Raw genomic sequence first — 18,205 nt, forward strand, 5'->3', positions numbered from 1 at the left:
GATGTTGTAGGCCGGATAAGGCGTCAGCCGACATCCGGCAACATAAACTACAGTCGCCCCTGCCCTTTTAGCCATTCACGCACCAGAAACAGCGCGCTCACATTACGCGCCTCGTGAAAGTCCGGCTCTTCTAACAAGTCCATCAAATGCGCCAGCGGCCAGCGCACCTGCGGCAACGGCTCGGGTTCATCACCTTCCAGCGATTCAGGATACAGGTCCTCAGCCACAACGATGTTCATCTTGCTGGAGAAATAGGACGGTGCCATGCTGAGTTTTTTCAAAAACGTCAGGTCATTTGCCCCAAACCCGACCTCTTCTTTCAGCTCCCGATTCGCCGCTTCAAACACGCTTTCACCGGGATCGATTAACCCTTTGGAAAAACCAAGCTCATAAGATTCGGTCCCGACCGCGTATTCGCGGATGAGAATCAGATGGTCATCAACAATCGGCACAATCATTACCGCTTCGCGCGTGGACGGACGCATACGTTCGTAGACGCGGCGTACGCCGTTGCTGAACTCAAGGTCAACACTTTCGACTTTAAACAGCCGGGATTGTGCGACGGTTTCCACTTTCAGAATCGTGGGTTTTTGTAATGATTTGCTCATCGTGAGAGTCTTTGCCGTGAAATCTGGGGTCATTGTGCGATATACCGCACGGTTTCGGCAATGTGAATTGCCGTTTATTTACATTTATGTAACGTACTAAAAGTTAATTCCCATTTCAAATTAAAAGTCAATAGGTTGAAATAACTCCAGGAATTTGCTGATATGCCGTTTTTGGTGATTTTGCTATGATTCGCATTTACTGGGCTGTACTTTAAAGATGCTCAAGTTCAACTCCACGCTTGCCGATAGCCAACGACAGAATCACGATTATTTTCCAGGGTGCGACTGACCACGCCTGACAGACTAAGTAAGATGGGGAAAGCATGAGCACCATTCTGATTTTTTTAGCTGCTTTGCTGGCCTGCTCGTTACTTGCAGGGTGGCGACTCAGATCAAAATCCAGGCGGCAAAAACTGCCCTGGAGTAACGTTTTCTCAGACGCCAATAAGCGTAAACTGACGCCCGAAGAGCGCAGCGCAGTCGAAAACTACCTGGAAAACCTGAGTCAAAATCAGCAGATACCTGGCCCAACAGGCGCCAGTACCGCCCCTGTATCGCTCACACTGAATGCCCAAAGTAATAGCGTCATCGTGCTGACCCATTCGATTACGCGCTACGGTATCACCACGGACGATCCCAATAAGTGGCGTTATTATCTGGATTCCGTCGAAGTGCATTTGCCTCCCTTTTGGGAACAATACATCAATGACGAAAATAGCGTTGAGCTGATCCACACAAATACGCTACCGCTGGTGATCTCGTTAAACGGTCATACGCTGCAAGAGTACATGCAGGAAGCGCGTGGCTATGCGCTACAGCATACTGCATCGACGCAGGCCTCTATTCGTGGTGAAGAAAGCGAGCAAATTGAGCTGCTAAATATTCGCCAGGAAACCCATGAAGAGTATGCGCTGAGCCGCCCGGCAGGACTCCGCGAGGCGTTGCTGATTACCGCATCTTTCCTGCTGTTCTTCTTTTGCTTAATCGTGCCGGATGGCTTTGTACCGTGGCTGGCCGGTGGTGCGGTATTGTTGTTGGCAGCGGGACTGTGGGGACTGTTCGCCCCGCCGTCTAAAACCGCCCTGCGGGAGATCCACTGCCTGCGCGGAACGCCACGCCGCTGGGGACTGTTTGGTGAAAACGACCAGGAGCAAATCAATAATATCTCACTGGGTATTATCGATCTGATTTATCCGCCTCACTGGCAGCCCTACATTGCGCAAGATCTCGGGCAACAAACGGATATCGATATTTATCTCGATCGCCACGTTGTCCGCCAGGGGCGTTTTTTATCCCTGCATGACGAGGTAAAAAACTTCCCCTTGCAGCACTGGCTACGCAGCGCGGTTATCGCAGGGGGATCGTTGCTGGTCCTGCTGATGCTGCTGTTCTGGATCCCGCTGGATATGCCGATAAAATTCACGCTGTCCTGGATGAAAGGCGCGCAAACTATCGAGGCCACCAGCGTTAAGCAGCTCGAAAACGCCGGGGTTCGCGTCGGCGATACCCTGCATCTGAGCGGTACGGGAATGTGCAACATTCACACATCCGGAAGCTGGAACGCACAGCCCACCACGCCTTTTCTACCTTTCGATTGCTCACAGATTATCTGGAATGATGCACGCGCGCTGCCGCTGCCCGAGTCCGATTTGGTGAATAAAGCGACGGCACTCACGCAGGCCGTCAGCCGCCAACTACACCCCAAACCCGATGATGATTCCCGTGTCAGCGCATCGTTACGATCGGCCATTCAGAAATCCGGTATGGTATTACTGGATGACTTTGGTGAGATTGTCCTGAAGACTGCCGACCTGTGCGCCGCCGAAGATGAATGTGTGCGCCTGAAAAATGCGCTGGTCAATCTGGGTAACAGTAAAGACTGGACCGCGCTGGTGAAGCGGGCCAACGCAGGTAAGCTGGATGGTGTAAACGTGTTGCTGCGCCCGGTCAGCGCCGAGTCGCTGGATAAACTGGTCAATACCTCCACCGCGCCGTTTATTGCACGTGAGACCGCCCGCGCCGCTCAGGCACTGAACAGCCCTGCGCCTGGCGGCTTCCTGATTATCAGTGACGAAGGCAGCGATCTGGTCGATCAGCCCTGGCCTGCCACATCGTTGTATGACTATCCGCCTCAGGAACAGTGGAACGCCTTCCAGCGTCTGGCGCAGATGCTCATGCAAACGCCGTTCCGCGCGGAAGGGATCGTCACCAATATCACGACCGACGCCAACGGAACCCAGCACATCGGCCTGCACCGGATCCCGGATCGTTCAGGGCTATGGCGTTATCTCGGCACCACCTTGCTGATGTTTTCCATGCTGGGTTGTGCGCTCTATAACGGCATTCAGGCGTTCAGACGCTACCAGCGCCACCGCTCACGCATCGCAGAAATTCAGGGATACTACGAAAGTTGCCTGAATCCCACGCTGATTGACGATCCGGAAAGCCTCATTCGATAACACGCCCGCGCGACAGGATATGCTACCCTGTCGCGCATCTGTTTTCCTTTGAGAGTTCCTAATGCATATTGATATCGCCTGGCAGAACGTCGACACCGTGTTGCTGGATATGGACGGCACACTGCTCGATCTGGCGTTCGATAACTATTTCTGGCAAAAACTGGTGCCGGAAACGTATGGCGCGCAGCAGGGGATCTCTCCCGAGGAAGCCCAGAACTATATTCGCCAGCAATATCACGCCGTGCAACATACGCTAAACTGGTACTGCCTGGATTACTGGAGCGAACGCCTGGGTCTGGATATTTGTGCCATGACGACAGCCCAAGGGCCACGCGCCGTGCTGCGCGAAGATACTGTCCCCTTTCTTGATGCCTTAAAGGCCTGCGGCAAGCGCCGTATTTTGCTAACCAACGCGCATCCACATAACCTGGCGGTGAAGCTGGAGCATACCGGTCTGGCCTCACACCTTGATTTATTACTTTCCACCCATACATTTGGTTATCCCAAAGAGGATCAGCGGTTATGGCACGCTGTAGCTGAAGAAACGGGAATGCGTGCTGAGAAAACGCTGTTTATTGACGACAGTGAAGCCATTCTCGACGCCGCTGCTCAATTCGGCATTCGTTACTGCCTCGGCGTGACCAATCCCGATTCAGGTATTGCGGAAAAACAGTATGCACGCCATCCGTCACTGAATGACTACCGCCGACTGATCCCCTCACTGATGTGAAGGAGATGCCATGAAAGAGAAGCCCCCTGTTGACGTCAGGCTGGATAAATGGCTGTGGGCTGCGCGTTTTTATAAAACGCGTGCGATAGCTCGCGAAATGGTTGAAGGCGGTAAGGTGCATTACAACGGGCAGCGCAGTAAGCCGAGCAAGATTGTCGAGCTGAATGCCACCCTCACCTTGCGCCAGGGAAATGACGAGCGGACGGTGATTGTGAAGGCCATTACCGAACAGCGTCGCCCGGCAACGGAAGCCGTTACGCTGTACGAAGAAACCGCGCAAAGCGTGGAAAAGCGCGAAAAAATAGCGCTGGCACGTAAACTTAACGCGTTGACCATGCCGCACCCGGACAGGCGACCGGACAAAAAAGAGCGCCGCGACCTGTTACGATTTAAACACGGCGACAGTGAATGACTGTCACCCGCAAGAGAGATGATTATGCCGCAACATGACCAATTACATCGTTATCTGTTTGAAAACTTTGCCGTGCGCGGCGAGCTGGTAACCGTTTCACAAACCCTGCAACAGATCCTCGAAAACCATACTTACCCACAGCCGGTTAAAACCGTACTGGCCGAGCTGCTGGTCGCCACCAGCCTGCTGACCGCTACGCTAAAGTTTGCCGGTGATATCACCGTACAGCTCCAGGGCGATGGCCCGCTGAGCCTGGCGGTGATTAACGGTAACAACAAGCAGCAGATGCGCGGTGTCGCGCGCATTCAGGGCGATATCCCTGAAGATGCAGATCTGAAAACGCTGGTCGGTAACGGCTATCTGGTGATCACCATTACACCGGAAGAAGGTGAACGCTATCAGGGCGTGGTGGGTCTGGAAGGTGACACGCTGGCCGCCTGTCTGGAAGATTACTTCCTGCGTTCAGAACAGCTGCCAACGCGTCTGTTTATCCGCACTGGCGACGTCGATGGCAAGCCAGCAGCAGGCGGTATGCTGTTGCAGGTGATGCCAGCACAAGACGCGCAGGCCGATGATTTTACCCACCTCGCCACGCTGACGGAAACCATCAAAACCGAAGAGCTGCTGACGCTGCCAGCGAATGATGTGCTGTGGCGTTTGTATCACGAAGAAGAGGTGACTCTGTACGATCCGCAGGACGTGGTGTTCAAATGCACCTGTTCACGTGAGCGTTGTGCAGATGCGCTAAGAACCCTGCCGGACGAAGAAGTGGACAGCATTCTGGCTGAAGAAGGCGAGATCGATATGAATTGCGATTACTGCGCGAGCCACTATCTGTTTAACGCGATGGATATTGCTGAGATCCGCAACAACGCATCCCCTGCTGACCCACAAGTACATTAAGTTCATAGCCCGGCAGACAGTCCATTCTGCCGGGCTACTTATTCCAGCTTTTACTCAGCGTAGTAGTTAATCTCTAACCGTTCCCCATCAAGGGTGATATCCCGCCAGATTCTGGGGGCTGTAGTCAGCCTGTGATTTTCCACCGCCTGCAAAAGCATCGCTTTCGTGAATCCTTCAGGTAACTGGGCTGCGCCGAGCAAAGACCATTGCTTTTCCTTCATGCCAAAGATCAGACTTTCTCCCTCGCCAAAAGCATAGAGCACCTGCTCCGGCTGACCATCTGCGTTAAGATCCTGATTCACTAGCACGCATGCATCCTGCTCAACACAGGAGTTAATGCGGTAGCTTTGCTGTTTTACAAACCGCCAGAATGCGTCATCGGGTTTTTTGCTACCCGGCGCAATCATCACCATCGGTGCCAGTTGCGTTGTGGTTAGTTCCCGCATGGGATCGAGGTTCCCGCGTAGAATGGCGTTTAAATCACGTCTGCGCTTACTGTCCTTAGTGAAAGCGTCATCTTTTTGTAACGCCTCCAACGCAGCACGCCCCGGTTTTCCGCTATTACGCAACATGTACAGGCTGACCTGATCCGGTGAAATTTGGCCACTATGATAACGGGACATATGGCTGTTGACGCTAATACGCCAGACGTCAATGACCGGCGACGTCAGCAGAATCAACAGTCCCAGAGACAGTAACGAAACACCGAGGATGACTTTGCTCTGAATTTCCAGTGGATTGTGTCCACGGCGCATAATGCTCGCCATGTAGCCGAATGACCAAACCAGCAGCACTGCGATGATCAGCGCACCATGCAGACGCTCAGGCGTCCAGCCATACTGATTGACGCGGACCCAGAGCGCCCAGCTGGCTATCAACATATAAACCGGGGCGACGAGAAGTGAGGTGTTAATCAGATAACGTAATGCCCCTGGATAGGGTAAGTCGCGTTTTTGCGGCTCGCGCACAACGACCATCAATAGCAGGAGCAGCAACGCCAACGTCGACATCAGCCCCGCCGCAGACACCCGTTGCGAAATCGCCTCCAGACCGGTAAAGGGTAATGTCAGCATAAACATCAGCGCTAACAACGCGACCAGAGGCAGCAGACCCGTGGCGATCAACGTCAGAAGCTTTTGTACCGCCGTCACCAGGCGTGACTGCGTACGTGCCAGAATCACCGCCAGCGCGGTAATAAGGCCAAACGTTACATAACCAAACCAGTCGGTCTCAAAGAATAGCGTGTTAAAAAAGGGAATACCGACCAGCTTAAACATCTCGCTCCACAGCAGGAGGACCATCCAGAACAGGCCGTTGGCGACGAAGACGATCAGCAATGTCAGAACATTCAGCCATATCTGGCTGTAAAACTGCGGATAGCGCGCCTGGTCGGTACGCGCATGGAGTTGGTACTGGATCCAGGGTAACGCCAGCATAGCCATGAGAAAGAGGCGCCAACCGTAAACAAAGAAAATCTCATCCTCATTCCACCGGTTCCCTCCTTCAACGTGCCCCTTCAACCAGATGCTCATCGCCAGTACGACGCAGCAGATCACCGCCATCCAGCACCACAGCGCGCGCTGTTTAAACGAGACCACAGAAAGCAGAATCGCCGACGTCAGCGCTATCGTTACAGGCATTCCATAGAACAGCCAGCTACTGTTATGGGGGATGAGGTAAGTCATCAGCAGGTAACACACTACGCCTTGCAGCAGGCCAATAAACATCATGCCCCAGCGGGTCGTACGTGAAAGCTCAACACTGTCCATGTCGTAATCCAGAATGAAGGGAAAAGATCATTATCGCATCAACATCACAATTATTGGCACTTACCGGTGTCTTTCAGCCCCTCACAACGCGACGTGAATCGATATTTCATATGTTTGAGTTACGTTATTTTCCTACATGAATGCGATTACACTCACAAGATTCCCGCCAAATATACTCTCCATTAACGTTTTAAGAACATTTTCCACAACAAAAAAGGGTTTCCTGCCATAATATCCGCCTCTTTGTGACAGGAGTCGCAGCGTATTCAGTTATCTGTGATTTTGCCGGATGCGTAAATCTATGAGCCTTGTCGCGGTTAGCAATCCCTAAAAAACCTTACTATTCCAGGTAATACATATTGGCTAAGGAGCAGTGAAATGCGTGTGAACAACAGTTTAACCCCGCAAGATCTCAAGGCTTATGGTATCAATGACGTTCAGGATATCGTTTACAATCCCAGCTATGACCTGCTGTACCAGGAAGAACTTGATCCGAATCTGGAAGGCTACGAGCGCGGAGTGCTAACTAATCTGGGCGCCGTTGCTGTTGATACCGGTATCTTTACCGGGCGTTCGCCAAAGGATAAGTACATTGTCCGTGACGACACCACGCGAGATACGCTCTGGTGGTCCGACAAGGGTAAAGGTAAGAACGACAACAAGCCGCTTTCCCAGGAAACCTGGCAGCACCTGAAAGGATTAGTCACCCAGCAACTCTCAGGCAAACGCCTGTTTATCGTTGATGCATTCTGCGGTGCGAACGCCGATACCCGTCTTTCCGTGCGCTTTATTACCGAAGTCGCCTGGCAGGCGCATTTCGTTAAAAACATGTTCATCCGCCCAAGCGATGAAGAACTGGTTAATTTTAAACCAGATTTTATCGTGATGAACGGTGCGAAATGTACCAACCCGCAGTGGAAAGAACAGGGGCTCAACTCTGAGAACTTCGTGGCTTTCAACCTGACTGAACGTATTCAGTTAATTGGCGGGACCTGGTACGGCGGAGAGATGAAAAAAGGCATGTTCTCCGTGATGAATTACCTGCTGCCGCTGAAGGGTATTGCCTCCATGCACTGCTCGGCAAACGTCGGTGAAAAAGGTGATGTAGCGGTGTTCTTTGGCCTGTCCGGTACCGGTAAAACCACGCTGTCTACCGACCCGAAACGTCGCCTGATTGGCGATGATGAGCACGGCTGGGACGACGACGGCGTGTTCAACTTCGAAGGCGGCTGCTACGCGAAGACCATCAAGCTGTCTAAAGATGCAGAGCCAGAAATCTACAATGCGATTCGCCGCGATGCGCTGCTGGAAAACGTCACCGTACGTGAAGATGGTTCTATCGACTTCGATGACGGTTCTAAAACCGAGAATACCCGCGTTTCCTACCCGATTTATCACATTGATAATATCGTTAAACCAGTGTCAAAAGCGGGCCATGCCACCAAGGTTATCTTCCTGACCGCCGATGCGTTTGGCGTTCTGCCACCGGTATCCCGTCTGACCGCAGATCAAACCCAGTACCACTTCCTGTCTGGCTTCACCGCCAAACTGGCCGGAACCGAGCGCGGTGTGACTGAACCGACCCCAACGTTCTCTGCCTGTTTCGGTGCGGCCTTCCTGTCACTGCACCCGACGCAGTACGCAGAAGTGCTGGTGAAACGCATGCAGGCTGCTGGCGCACAGGCCTATCTGGTTAACACCGGCTGGAACGGTACCGGCAAACGTATCTCGATTAAAGATACCCGCGCCATTATCGATGCCATCCTGAACGGTTCTCTGGATGACGCAGAAACGTTCCGTCTGCCGATGTTTGACCTGGCGATCCCAACCGAACTGCCGGGCGTAGACACACGTATTCTCGATCCGCGTAATACCTACGCGTCACCAGAACAGTGGCAGGAAAAAGCCAATGCGCTGGCGAAACTGTTTATCGAAAACTTCGAGAAGTATACCGATACCCCAGCGGGTGCCGCGTTAGTCAGCGCCGGTCCGAAGCTGTAATTTTTGATTCGTTATATAGCCCCTTATCCGAGAGGATAAGGGGCTTTTTATTGTATTTACTCTTTTAAAATGTACTCTGTACACCTATAATTTGTACTATTAGCCCCATGCGCAGGAAGCGCCATGTTCACATTTATTGAGCTACAGGGATTTAGTAAACGCCGTCCGTTACTTTTACCTGACGATGAGTTTCGTGCCTTTCAAGAGGCGCTTATTGAAAACCCTGAGGCAGGGGATACTATCGCTGGTACGGGGGGATTCAGAAAAATTCGCTGGAGTCGCTCTGGTATGGGTAAGCGCAGCGGTATTCGGGTTATCTATTACAACGTGACGCGTAAAGGTCGAATCTATCTGGCTTTGCTCTATCCTAAGAATGAACAGGATGATTTAACCGAAGAGCAAAAAAGAGTTTTAATGCACTTATCCGATATGCTGATTTAATTATGAGAATTTTAATCATCAGGACACCGCGATCCGGTGTGGTGGGGCCAAAATGAAAGACGAATTATTTGCCGATTTGCTGGCCAGTGCAGAAGAAATGGTACGTATAGAGAAAGGTGAAGAAACACCTAAACCTGAACATGTGCATACTTTTAGCGAAATTGATGTTAAAGCCATCCGCGAAGCAACAGGGTTACGCCAACAGGATTTTGCCATAGCGGTTGGTGTGAGTTATGACCTGGTTAAAAGCTGGGAAACGAAACGACGCCAACCCACTGGAGCACCAAGAAAACTGCTTTTATTAATTCAAAAAAACCCATTTATAATTAATCAATTAAAAGCAATTTAAGCCAGAGGTTTTACTGTTTACCCCATAAACAGAGGGAGGCTTTCGCCTCCCTTTTTTACGCGTCTTTGGTTGTTCCCGGCACACGGGAGACAGGAACCGGAAGCCAGGCGCGAATCGACAGCCCACCGCGTTCGCTGGTGCCGATTTCCAGCATGCCGTTATGGTTATCGATGATGCGCTGCACGATCGCCAGGCCCAGACCGGTACCGCTGGTACTACGGGCACTGTCGCCGCGTACAAACGGCTGGAACAGATGTTTACGCTGCTCCGGTTTGATGCCCGGACCATCATCCTCGACCTGGAACCAGGCGCGATGTGGCTCTGTGCCACTGCTAACCTTAATCCAGCCGTTACCATAGCGGGCAGCATTGACCACCATATTGGCGACCGCGCGCTTGATCGACAGCGGATGCATCTTCACCTGAATGAGGCCAGGCTGCAGCGCGGTATCAATCTCACGTTCATAACCGCTTTCTGCGGCAACGACTTCTCCTAACACCGCGTTCAGATCCGCCATCTCCATCGGCATCTCCTGCCCGGTGCGCAGATAGTCGATAAACTGTTCGATAATGGCGTTACACTCTTCGATGTCCTTATTAATGGACTCCGCGAGGTAGCCGTCTTCTTCACCCATCATTTCCGTCGCCAGACGAATACGCGTTAGCGGAGTGCGTAAATCGTGGCTCACCCCGGCCATCAGCAGCGTTCGGTCATCGGCCAGCTGCTTCACGCCCGCCGCCATATGGTTGAAGGCTCGGGTCACCGAGCGCACCTCAGAGGCGCCATATTCGCGCAGTGGCGGCGGAATAATGCCTTTACCCACCTGCAACGCCGCATGTTCCAGATCCACCAGCGGCCGGTTCTGGATACGAATAAACAGCCACGCACCACCGATTGCCAGCAGCATGATCGCCAGCGTATAGCGGAACAGCGGCGAGAAATCGCCCTGATGAATTTCAGTGAGAGGAACGCGAACCCAGATATTCGGAGACAGCCAGGTTTTCAGCCATACGACCGGCGAGCTTTTGTTGACCTCAACGCGAACTTCCGTCGGGCCGCCCAGCTGCTGCGCCATCTGATGACTTAAGAATTCATAGTGCTGCGCCCAACGCAACCCCGCTTCTTCAGCAGCTTCGTTGGAATAGAGGGAAATCCCCAGCTCACGGTAAATTTCCCGGCGGAATGCGGGAGGCACCACCAGTTGCGTGCCGTCCTCCAGCTGCAGTTTATCGGTCATCAGCATACGGACTTCGTAGGCCAGGACCTTATTAAACTGCTGGAGGCTCGGCAGGATCGCGAAGTTCAGCACCACCAGATAAGTCGTCACCAGGCTGGCGAACAGCAAGGTGACGATGAGCAATAACGTGCGAGCAAACGAACTTCGTGGCGAGAAGCGCATTCGCCTCATGCTTTAGAACCGTCCGGGACAAAGACGTAGCCCAGACCCCATACGGTCTGAATGTAACGTGGATGAGCCGGATCTTCTTCCACCATACGACGCAGACGGGAAATCTGCACGTCAATAGAACGTTCCATCGCGGAGTACTCGCGACCACGGGCCAGGTTCATCAGCTTATCGCGGGACAACGGCTCACGCGGGTGACTGACCAACGCTTTCAGCACGGCAAATTCACCGCTGGTCAGCGGCATAGGTTCATCTTCACGGAACATCTCACGGGTGCCGAGGTTCAGTTTGAACTTACCAAAAGCGATAACCGCTTCTTCCTGAGACGGCGCGCCCGGCAGTTCATTCGCCTGACGACGCAGTACGGCACGAATACGCGCCAACAGTTCACGCGGGTTAAACGGTTTCGGGATATAGTCGTCAGCGCCGATTTCCAGCCCAACGATACGGTCAACCTCTTCCCCCTTCGCCGTCACCATAATGATCGGCATTGGGTTGCTCTGGCTACGCAGGCGGCGGCAAATCGACAGACCATCTTCACCTGGCAGCATCAAATCCAGTACCATAAGGTGGAAGGATTCACGGGTCAGCAGACGATCCATCTGCTCAGCGTTTGCGACGCTTCGAACCTGGAAGCCCTGCTCGGTCAGATAACGTTCCAGTAGCGCGCGCAGGCGCATGTCGTCATCGACCACCAGAATCTTATAGTTCTCTTGCATTGTTATTACTCCCAAAGGTTCGCAACAATTGTAAGTGTGTATTCTTAAGAAAGCTCACCTGAGTAACCAGCAAATTCTGGTATGAATTCCAGGCTAAATTGTTACAAAGCATATTAAACAGCAGCTTAAGTATACAATGTTTCTCGTAATACATTATTTATTCTGTTGATATGCTCACGTAATACCAATTGTGCGCATCATCACAGAATCAAGGTAAAACAATAAGATGAAAACGCCCCTGATAACCCGTGAAGGGTATGAAAAACTCAAACAAGAGCTGAATTACCTCTGGCGTGAAGAGCGCCCGGAAGTCACCAAGAAAGTAACCTGGGCCGCCAGTCTGGGTGACCGCAGCGAAAACGCTGACTACCAGTATAATAAAAAGCGCCTGCGCGAGATCGACAGACGCGTCCGTTATTTGACCAAGTGCATGGAGAATCTAAAAATTGTTGATTACTCCCCGCAGCAGGAAGGCAAAGTGTTCTTTGGCGCATGGGTCGAAATAGAAAATGATGATGGCGACATCCGCAAATTTCGCATTGTCGGCTACGATGAAATCTTTGGCCGTAAGGATTACATCTCTATCGACTCACCGATGGCGCGCGCTCTTCTCAAAAAAGAGGTCGGCGATCTCGCGGTAGTGAACACCCCTGGTGGCGAAGCGAGCTGGTACGTGAACGAGATTAAGTACGTTAAATAAGACGGAACAATCCGAAGCCCCTGCTGATGGCTGGCATTTTTGCCAGTCAATCCGTATAACTATCCCCTGATTTTTTATCCTAAAGACGAAGCTATCCATGATGAATGATTCTTTCTGCCGCATTATCGCAGGTGAAATTCAGGCTCGTGCTGAACAGGTAGAAGCTGCCGTTCGCCTGCTTGATGAAGGGAACACCGTGCCGTTTATCGCACGTTATCGTAAGGAAATCACCGGCGGTCTGGATGACACGCAGCTGCGTAATCTGGAGACCCGTCTGGGATATCTGCGGGAACTGGAAGACCGCCGTCAGGCGATCCTCAAATCTATCGGCGAGCAAGGCAAACTGACCGACGATCTGGCGAAAGCGATCAACGGCACGTTAAGTAAGACCGAACTCGAAGACCTCTACCTGCCGTACAAACCTAAACGCCGCACCCGTGGGCAAATCGCCATTGAAGCGGGTCTTGAGCCGCTGGCCGACCTGCTGTGGAACGATCCCTCTCACGACCCAGAAACCGAAGCAGCCAAATACCTCAATGCCGAAAACGGTGTGGCGGATACCAAAGCGGCTCTCGACGGCGCGCGCTACATTCTGATGGAGCGTTTTGCCGAAGACGCCGCGCTGCTGGCAAAAGTACGTGATTACCTGTGGAAGAACGCCCATCTGGTTTCCATCGTAGTGAGCGGGAAAGAAGAGGACGGCGCCAAATTCCGCGACTACTTCGATCACCACGAACCTATTTCCACCGTTCCTTCTCACCGAGCCCTGGCGATGTTCCGCGGGCGTAACGAAGGCGTGCTGCAGCTTTCTCTGAATGCTGACCCGCAGTTCGATGAGCCGCCAAAAGAGAGCCACGGCGAGCAGATTATCCGCGATCATCTGGGTCTGCGCCTGAACAACGCGCCGGCGGACAGCTGGCGTAAAGGCGTTGTCAGCTGGACATGGCGCATCAAAGTGCTGATGCACCTCGAAACCGAACTGATGGGTACCGTGCGCGAACGTGCGGAAGATGAGGCCATTAACGTCTTTGCCCGCAACCTGCACGACCTGCTGATGGCCGCTCCGGCCGGGTTGCGTGCCACTATGGGTCTCGATCCGGGTCTGCGTACCGGCGTGAAGGTCGCGGTTGTTGACGGGACCGGCAAGCTGGTGGCGACCGACACCATTTATCCGCATACCGGACAGGCAGCCAAAGCCGCCGTTGCGGTGGCCGCGCTGTGCGAAAAATACAACGTTGAGCTGGTGGCGATTGGCAACGGTACCGCATCGCGTGAGACCGAACGCTTCTTCCTCGACGTGCAGAAACAGTTCCCGAAAGTGACCGCGCAAAAAGTGATCGTCAGCGAAGCAGGGGCCTCGGTGTACTCTGCTTCTGAACTGGCGGCGCTGGAGTTCCCGGATCTCGACGTGTCCCTGCGCGGTGCGGTGTCTATTGCCCGCCGTCTGCAGGATCCGCTGGCCGAGCTGGTGAAAATCGACCCGAAATCGATCGGTGTCGGCCAGTACCAGCACGACGTTAGCCAGACTCAGCTTGCCCGTAAACTGGATGCGGTGGTCGAGGACTGTGTAAACGCCGTCGGCGTTGATCTGAATACCGCCTCCGTTCCGCTGCTGACTCGCGTGGCTGGTTTAACCCGCATGATGGCGCAGAACATTGTCGCCTGGCGCGATGAGAACGGTCAGTTCCAGAACCGTCAGCAACTGTTAAAAGTCAGCCGTCTGGGACCCAAAGCCTTTGAGCAGTGTGCGGGATTCCTGCGCATTAACCACGGCGATAACCCGCTGGATGCCTCAACCGTTCACCCGGAAGCCTATCCGATAGTGGAACGTATTCTGGCCGCCACCGAGCAGTCGCTGCGCGACCTGATGGGCAACAGCACCGAATTGCGCAACCTGAAAGCGGCCGACTTTACCGACGAGCGCTTCGGGGTGCCGACCGTCACCGACATCATTAAAGAGCTGGAAAAACCGGGCCGTGACCCGCGTCCTGAGTTCAAAACTGCACAGTTTACTGACGGCGTAGAAACCATGAACGATCTGCTGCCAGGCATGATTCTGGAAGGCGCAGTCACCAACGTCACCAACTTTGGCGCATTTGTCGATATCGGCGTTCATCAGGACGGTCTGGTGCATATCTCCTCGTTATCGAACAAATTCGTTGAAGACCCGCACACCGTGGTGAAAGCCGGCGACATTGTGAAGGTGAAAGTGCTGGAGGTTGATCTACCGCGTAAGCGTATCGCCCTGACCATGCGTCTGGACGAACAGCCGGGTGAAACCAATGCCCGTCGCGGCGGCGGCAACAACGAGCGCACGCAGGGGAATCGACCGGCCCCGAAAGCCGCGAAGCCACGTGGTCGTGAGACGCAGTCAGCCGGTAACAGTGCGATGATGGATGCATTAGCGGCAGCAATGGGTAAAAAACGCTAGTGTAGATCGTGTGCCGGATGGAGGTGTAAACACCTTGTCCGGCATATTTACTCTATTTACCGCTTTCCATCACCATATATTTATCACTTTATTAACAGCTGACACCTTAATTAAACATTAAGAAAATCCAATAATTTCTCCCTCGAATCATTCGTGTCAGACCGGAATAAATATTGAGCCATATCAAAATTGACTCAAATTATTCTTCAATCCAACATCCCGTCACATTTATTCTATTGATGATAGAAACCATTCTCATTATCATTGTTTTGTTGATTATTTACTCTTTCCTTCGTTGGCTAATCATCTGGTCTCATGCCGCCTTTCGCCCCATGAGGTAATCATCCAGTTAGCGAGATATAAGTAGGTCCCTATGCAATTCACTCCAGACACTGCGTGGAAAATTACCGGTTTTTCTCGTGATATCAGTCCGGCGTACCGGCAGAAGTTGTTGTCGCTTGGCATGCTGCCAGGCTCATCGTTCAATGTGGTTCGCGTCGCCCCGTTAGGCGATCCTATCCATATTGAAACACGCCGAGTCAGCCTGGTGTTGCGGAAAAAAGATCTGGCGTTATTAGAAGTGGAAGCGGTTTCCTGTTAATACAGTGAGTCTATAAAAATGAAAAAACTAACCATTGGTTTAATTGGTAATCCTAATTCCGGCAAGACAACCTTATTCAATCAGCTTACCGGCGCACGCCAGCGCGTGGGGAACTGGGCTGGCGTTACCGTTGAGCGCAAAGAAGGTCATTTCTCGACAACTGACCATCAGGTTACGCTGGTGGATTTACCCGGCACCTATTCCCTGACGACCATCTCATCGCAGACCTCTCTCGATGAGCAAATTGCCTGTCACTATATTCTAAGCGGCGACGCTGACCTGCTGATCAACGTGGTCGATGCCTCCAACCTAGAGCGCAACCTCTACCTGACGCTGCAACTGCTTGAGCTGGGCATCCCCTGCATCGTCGCGCTGAACATGCTGGATATTGCTGAGAAGCAGCAGGTCCGTATTGAGATCGATGCCCTTTCCGCCCGCCTGGGCTGCCCGGTAGTACCGCTGGTTTCTACCCGTGGCCGCGGGATTGAAGCCCTGAAGCTGGCTATCGATCGCTACAAAGATAACGACACCGTCGAACTGGTGCATTATGCCCAACCTCTGCTGCGTGAAGCCGACACTCTGGCAGACGCGATGGCCAAAGAGATGCCGCTGCAACAGCGTCGCTGGCTCGGCCTGCAGATGCTGGAAGGCGATATCTATAGCCGCGCCTATGCGGGTGATGCGGCGCAAAATCTGGATGCCGCGCTGACTCGCCTGAGTGAAACAATGGACGATCCGGCGCTGCATATTGCTGATGCACGTTACCAGTGCATTGCCGCCATCTGCGATACCGTCAGCAACACCCTGACCGCAGAGCCAAGCCGCTTCACCACCGCGGTCGATAAGGTCGTACTTAACCGCTTCCTCGGCCTGCCAGTATTTCTGTTCGTGATGTACCTGATGTTCCTGCTCGCCATTAACATCGGTGGCGCGCTGCAGCCGCTGTTTGACGTCGGTTCCGTGGCACTCTTTATCCATGGTATTCAGTGGATTGGCTACACCCTGCATTTCCCGGACTGGTTAACCATCTTCCTAGCGCAGGGTCTTGGCGGCGGGATTAACACCGTGCTACCGCTGGTGCCGCAAATCGGCATGATGTACCTGTTCCTCTCGTTCCTCGAAGACTCCGGCTATATGGCGCGTGCTGCGTTTGTGATGGATCGTTTGATGCAGGCTCTGGGATTACCGGGTAAATCGTTTGTCCCGCTAATTGTCGGCTTCGGCTGTAACGTCCCTTCCGTGATGGGCGCACGCACGCTGGATGCACCGCGTGAACGTCTGATGACCATCATGATGGCGCCGTTTATGTCCTGCGGTGCGCGTCTGGCGATTTTCGCCGTGTTTGCTGCGGCGTTCTTTGGCCAGAACGGCGCACTGGCCGTCTTCTCACTGTACGTACTGGGTATCGTCATGGCGGTACTGACCGGCCTGATGCTCAAGCACACCATCATGCGTGGCGAAGCCACCCCGTTCGTGATGGAGCTGCCGGTTTACCATGTACCGCACGTTAAAAGCCTGGTCATTCAGACCTGGCAGCGCCTGAAAGGCTTTGTCCTGCGCGCCGGTAAAGTCATCATCATCGTCAGTATTTTCCTCAGCGCGTTTAACAGCTTCTCCCTGAGCGGAAAAATCGTCGATAACATCAACGACTCGGCGCTGGCGTCCGTCAGTCGCGTTATCACCCCTATCTTCAAACCGATTGGCGTACACGAAGATAACTGGCAAGCCACCGTGGGTCTGTTCACCGGGGCCATGGCAAAAGAAGTGGTTGTCGGTACGCTGAATACGCTCTATACCGCTGAAAATATTCAGGAAGAAGAGTTCAACCCGGCCGAGTTCAACCTCGGTGACGAGTTGGCAGGTGCGCTGGGTGAAACCTGGCAAAGCCTGAAAGACACCTTCAGCCTGAGCGTGCTGGCTAACCCTATCGAAGCCAGCAAAGGCGACGGTGAGATGGCAACCGGCGCAATGGGCGTGATGGGTGCGAAGTTCGGCAGCGCCGCCGCCGCGTACAGTTACCTGATTTTCGTGTTGCTGTATGTCCCGTGCATTTCGGTAATGGGCGCTATTGCTCGTGAATCCAGCCGTGGCTGGATGGGCTTCTCCATTCTGTGGGGACTGAACATCGCCTACTCTCTGTCGACGCTGTTTTACCAGACGGTCAGCTACAAAGAGCATCCGACCTACAGTCTGGTGTGCATTTTAACCGTCATTCTGTTTAACATCGTGCTGCTGGGAATGCTGCGCCGCGCACGCAGTCGGGTAGATATCGAACTGCTGGCGACCAATAAGACGCCAGGTTCCTGCTGTGCCAGCACCACCGGCGATTGCCACTAGGCGGTGAATGATGGCATCGCTTATTCAGGTACGTGATTTACTGGCTCTGCGGGGGCGTATGGAGGCAACACAAATCAGCCATACGCTGCACACCCCGCAGCCGATGATTGACGCCATGCTGAATCAGTTAGAACAGATGGGTAAAGCAGTACGTATTCAGGAAGATGCCGACGGGTGTCTTTCTGGAAGCTGCAAGAGTTGCCCTGAAGGGAAAGCCTGTCTGCGCGAGTGGTGGGCATTGCGCTAATCAGATGCTCTTTGCCGGATAAGGCCTTTATGCCACTATCCGGCATTTTGCGTACCCGGTTCCGCAAAAAAACCATTGTTTCAGCAAACTAGA

At 53.1% G+C, this 18,205-nt stretch carries 16 protein-coding genes; 12 read left to right on the forward strand and 4 right to left on the reverse strand.

The features are described from left to right. Positions 1 to 47 precede the first annotated feature (47 nt). Positions 48 to 608, reverse strand: a complete 561-nt coding sequence (gene nudE / locus QNN86_RS09260) for an ADP compounds hydrolase NudE (protein ID WP_182270804.1) — start codon at positions 606 to 608, stop codon at positions 48 to 50. Positions 609 to 931: 323 nt separating this feature from the next. Between nudE and igaA the strand changes: the two genes are divergently transcribed. The 4 genes from igaA to hslO all read left to right on the forward strand — a co-directional run bounded on the left by igaA (position 932) and on the right by hslO (position 5,112). Further along, a complete protein-coding gene (gene igaA / locus QNN86_RS09265; protein ID WP_414210989.1) occupies positions 932 to 3,067 on the forward strand; it encodes an intracellular growth attenuator protein IgaA in 2,136 nt (711 codons plus the stop codon). A gap of 61 nt (positions 3,068 to 3,128) precedes the next feature. Continuing rightward, positions 3,129 to 3,797, forward strand: a complete 669-nt coding sequence (yrfG, locus tag QNN86_RS09270) for a GMP/IMP nucleotidase (RefSeq protein WP_181618420.1) — start codon at positions 3,129 to 3,131, stop codon at positions 3,795 to 3,797. 10 nt (positions 3,798 to 3,807) lie between these two features. Further along, positions 3,808 to 4,209: a ribosome-associated heat shock protein Hsp15 gene (gene hslR / locus QNN86_RS09275; protein ID WP_146718096.1), complete on the forward strand. Its 402-nt coding sequence runs from the start codon at positions 3,808 to 3,810 to the stop codon at positions 4,207 to 4,209. A 24-nt stretch (positions 4,210 to 4,233) separates the two neighbouring features. Next, positions 4,234 to 5,112, forward strand: a complete 879-nt coding sequence (gene hslO / locus QNN86_RS09280; RefSeq protein ID WP_414210990.1) for an Hsp33 family molecular chaperone HslO — start codon at positions 4,234 to 4,236, stop codon at positions 5,110 to 5,112. A gap of 50 nt (positions 5,113 to 5,162) precedes the next feature. Here the strand turns inward: hslO and QNN86_RS09285 are convergent, their stop codons facing one another. After that, positions 5,163 to 6,881: a DUF4153 domain-containing protein gene (locus tag QNN86_RS09285; protein ID WP_182270803.1), complete on the reverse strand. Its 1,719-nt coding sequence runs from the start codon at positions 6,879 to 6,881 to the stop codon at positions 5,163 to 5,165. A 378-nt stretch (positions 6,882 to 7,259) separates the two neighbouring features. Here QNN86_RS09285 and pckA point away from each other — a divergent pair, with 378 nt between their 5' ends. The 3 genes from pckA (at position 7,260) to nadS (ending at position 9,672) form a co-directional block, all read left to right on the forward strand. After that, positions 7,260 to 8,882 carry a phosphoenolpyruvate carboxykinase (ATP) gene (pckA, locus tag QNN86_RS09290; protein WP_182270802.1) on the forward strand — a complete coding sequence of 541 codons (1,623 nt, stop codon included), beginning with the start codon at positions 7,260 to 7,262 and terminating at the stop codon, positions 8,880 to 8,882. A 123-nt stretch (positions 8,883 to 9,005) separates the two neighbouring features. Continuing rightward, complete coding sequence (locus tag QNN86_RS09295) at positions 9,006 to 9,323, forward strand: type II toxin-antitoxin system RelE/ParE family toxin (protein ID WP_117342464.1); 318 nt, start codon at positions 9,006 to 9,008, stop codon at positions 9,321 to 9,323. A 52-nt stretch (positions 9,324 to 9,375) separates the two neighbouring features. Next, on the forward strand, positions 9,376 to 9,672 hold the full coding sequence (gene nadS, locus QNN86_RS09300; RefSeq protein ID WP_003837894.1) for a NadS family protein: 297 nt from the start codon (positions 9,376 to 9,378) through the stop codon (positions 9,670 to 9,672). Between the two features lie 55 nt (positions 9,673 to 9,727). On the opposite strand, the gene envZ is transcribed toward nadS, so the two are convergent. Continuing rightward, complete coding sequence (gene envZ / locus QNN86_RS09305) at positions 9,728 to 11,080, reverse strand: two-component system sensor histidine kinase EnvZ (RefSeq protein WP_096759268.1); 1,353 nt, start codon at positions 11,078 to 11,080, stop codon at positions 9,728 to 9,730. Beyond that, complete coding sequence (gene ompR / locus QNN86_RS09310; RefSeq protein WP_001157751.1) at positions 11,077 to 11,796, reverse strand: two-component system response regulator OmpR; 720 nt, start codon at positions 11,794 to 11,796, stop codon at positions 11,077 to 11,079. The genes envZ and ompR overlap by 4 nt, the downstream gene beginning before the upstream one ends. 226 nt (positions 11,797 to 12,022) lie before the next feature. On the opposite strand from ompR, the gene greB reads away from it, so the two are divergent. The 5 genes from greB to feoC all read left to right on the forward strand — a co-directional run bounded on the left by greB (position 12,023) and on the right by feoC (position 18,112). Next, positions 12,023 to 12,496, forward strand: a complete 474-nt coding sequence (greB, locus tag QNN86_RS09315; RefSeq protein WP_181618416.1) for a transcription elongation factor GreB — start codon at positions 12,023 to 12,025, stop codon at positions 12,494 to 12,496. A gap of 97 nt (positions 12,497 to 12,593) precedes the next feature. Next, a complete protein-coding gene (locus tag QNN86_RS09320; RefSeq protein ID WP_414210991.1) occupies positions 12,594 to 14,927 on the forward strand; it encodes a Tex family protein in 2,334 nt (777 codons plus the stop codon). Between the two features lie 373 nt (positions 14,928 to 15,300). Next, positions 15,301 to 15,528 (forward strand): ferrous iron transporter A, encoded by a 228-nt coding sequence (gene feoA / locus QNN86_RS09325; RefSeq protein WP_115257296.1) that lies wholly within the window; start codon positions 15,301 to 15,303, stop codon positions 15,526 to 15,528. 18 nt (positions 15,529 to 15,546) lie between these two features. After that, entirely contained in the window at positions 15,547 to 17,865 is a 2,319-nt protein-coding gene (feoB, locus tag QNN86_RS09330; protein ID WP_414210992.1) for a Fe(2+) transporter permease subunit FeoB, read from the forward strand. A 10-nt stretch (positions 17,866 to 17,875) separates the two neighbouring features. Further along, positions 17,876 to 18,112, forward strand: coding sequence for a [Fe-S]-dependent transcriptional repressor FeoC (gene feoC, locus QNN86_RS09335; protein ID WP_096759504.1), 237 nt, complete (start codon positions 17,876 to 17,878; stop codon positions 18,110 to 18,112). The last annotated feature ends 93 nt before the right edge of the window (positions 18,113 to 18,205 follow it).

It is taken from the genome of Citrobacter sp. C348, assembly GCF_047467975.1.
Taxonomy (GTDB): Bacteria; Pseudomonadota; Gammaproteobacteria; order Enterobacterales; family Enterobacteriaceae; genus Citrobacter; species Citrobacter gillenii.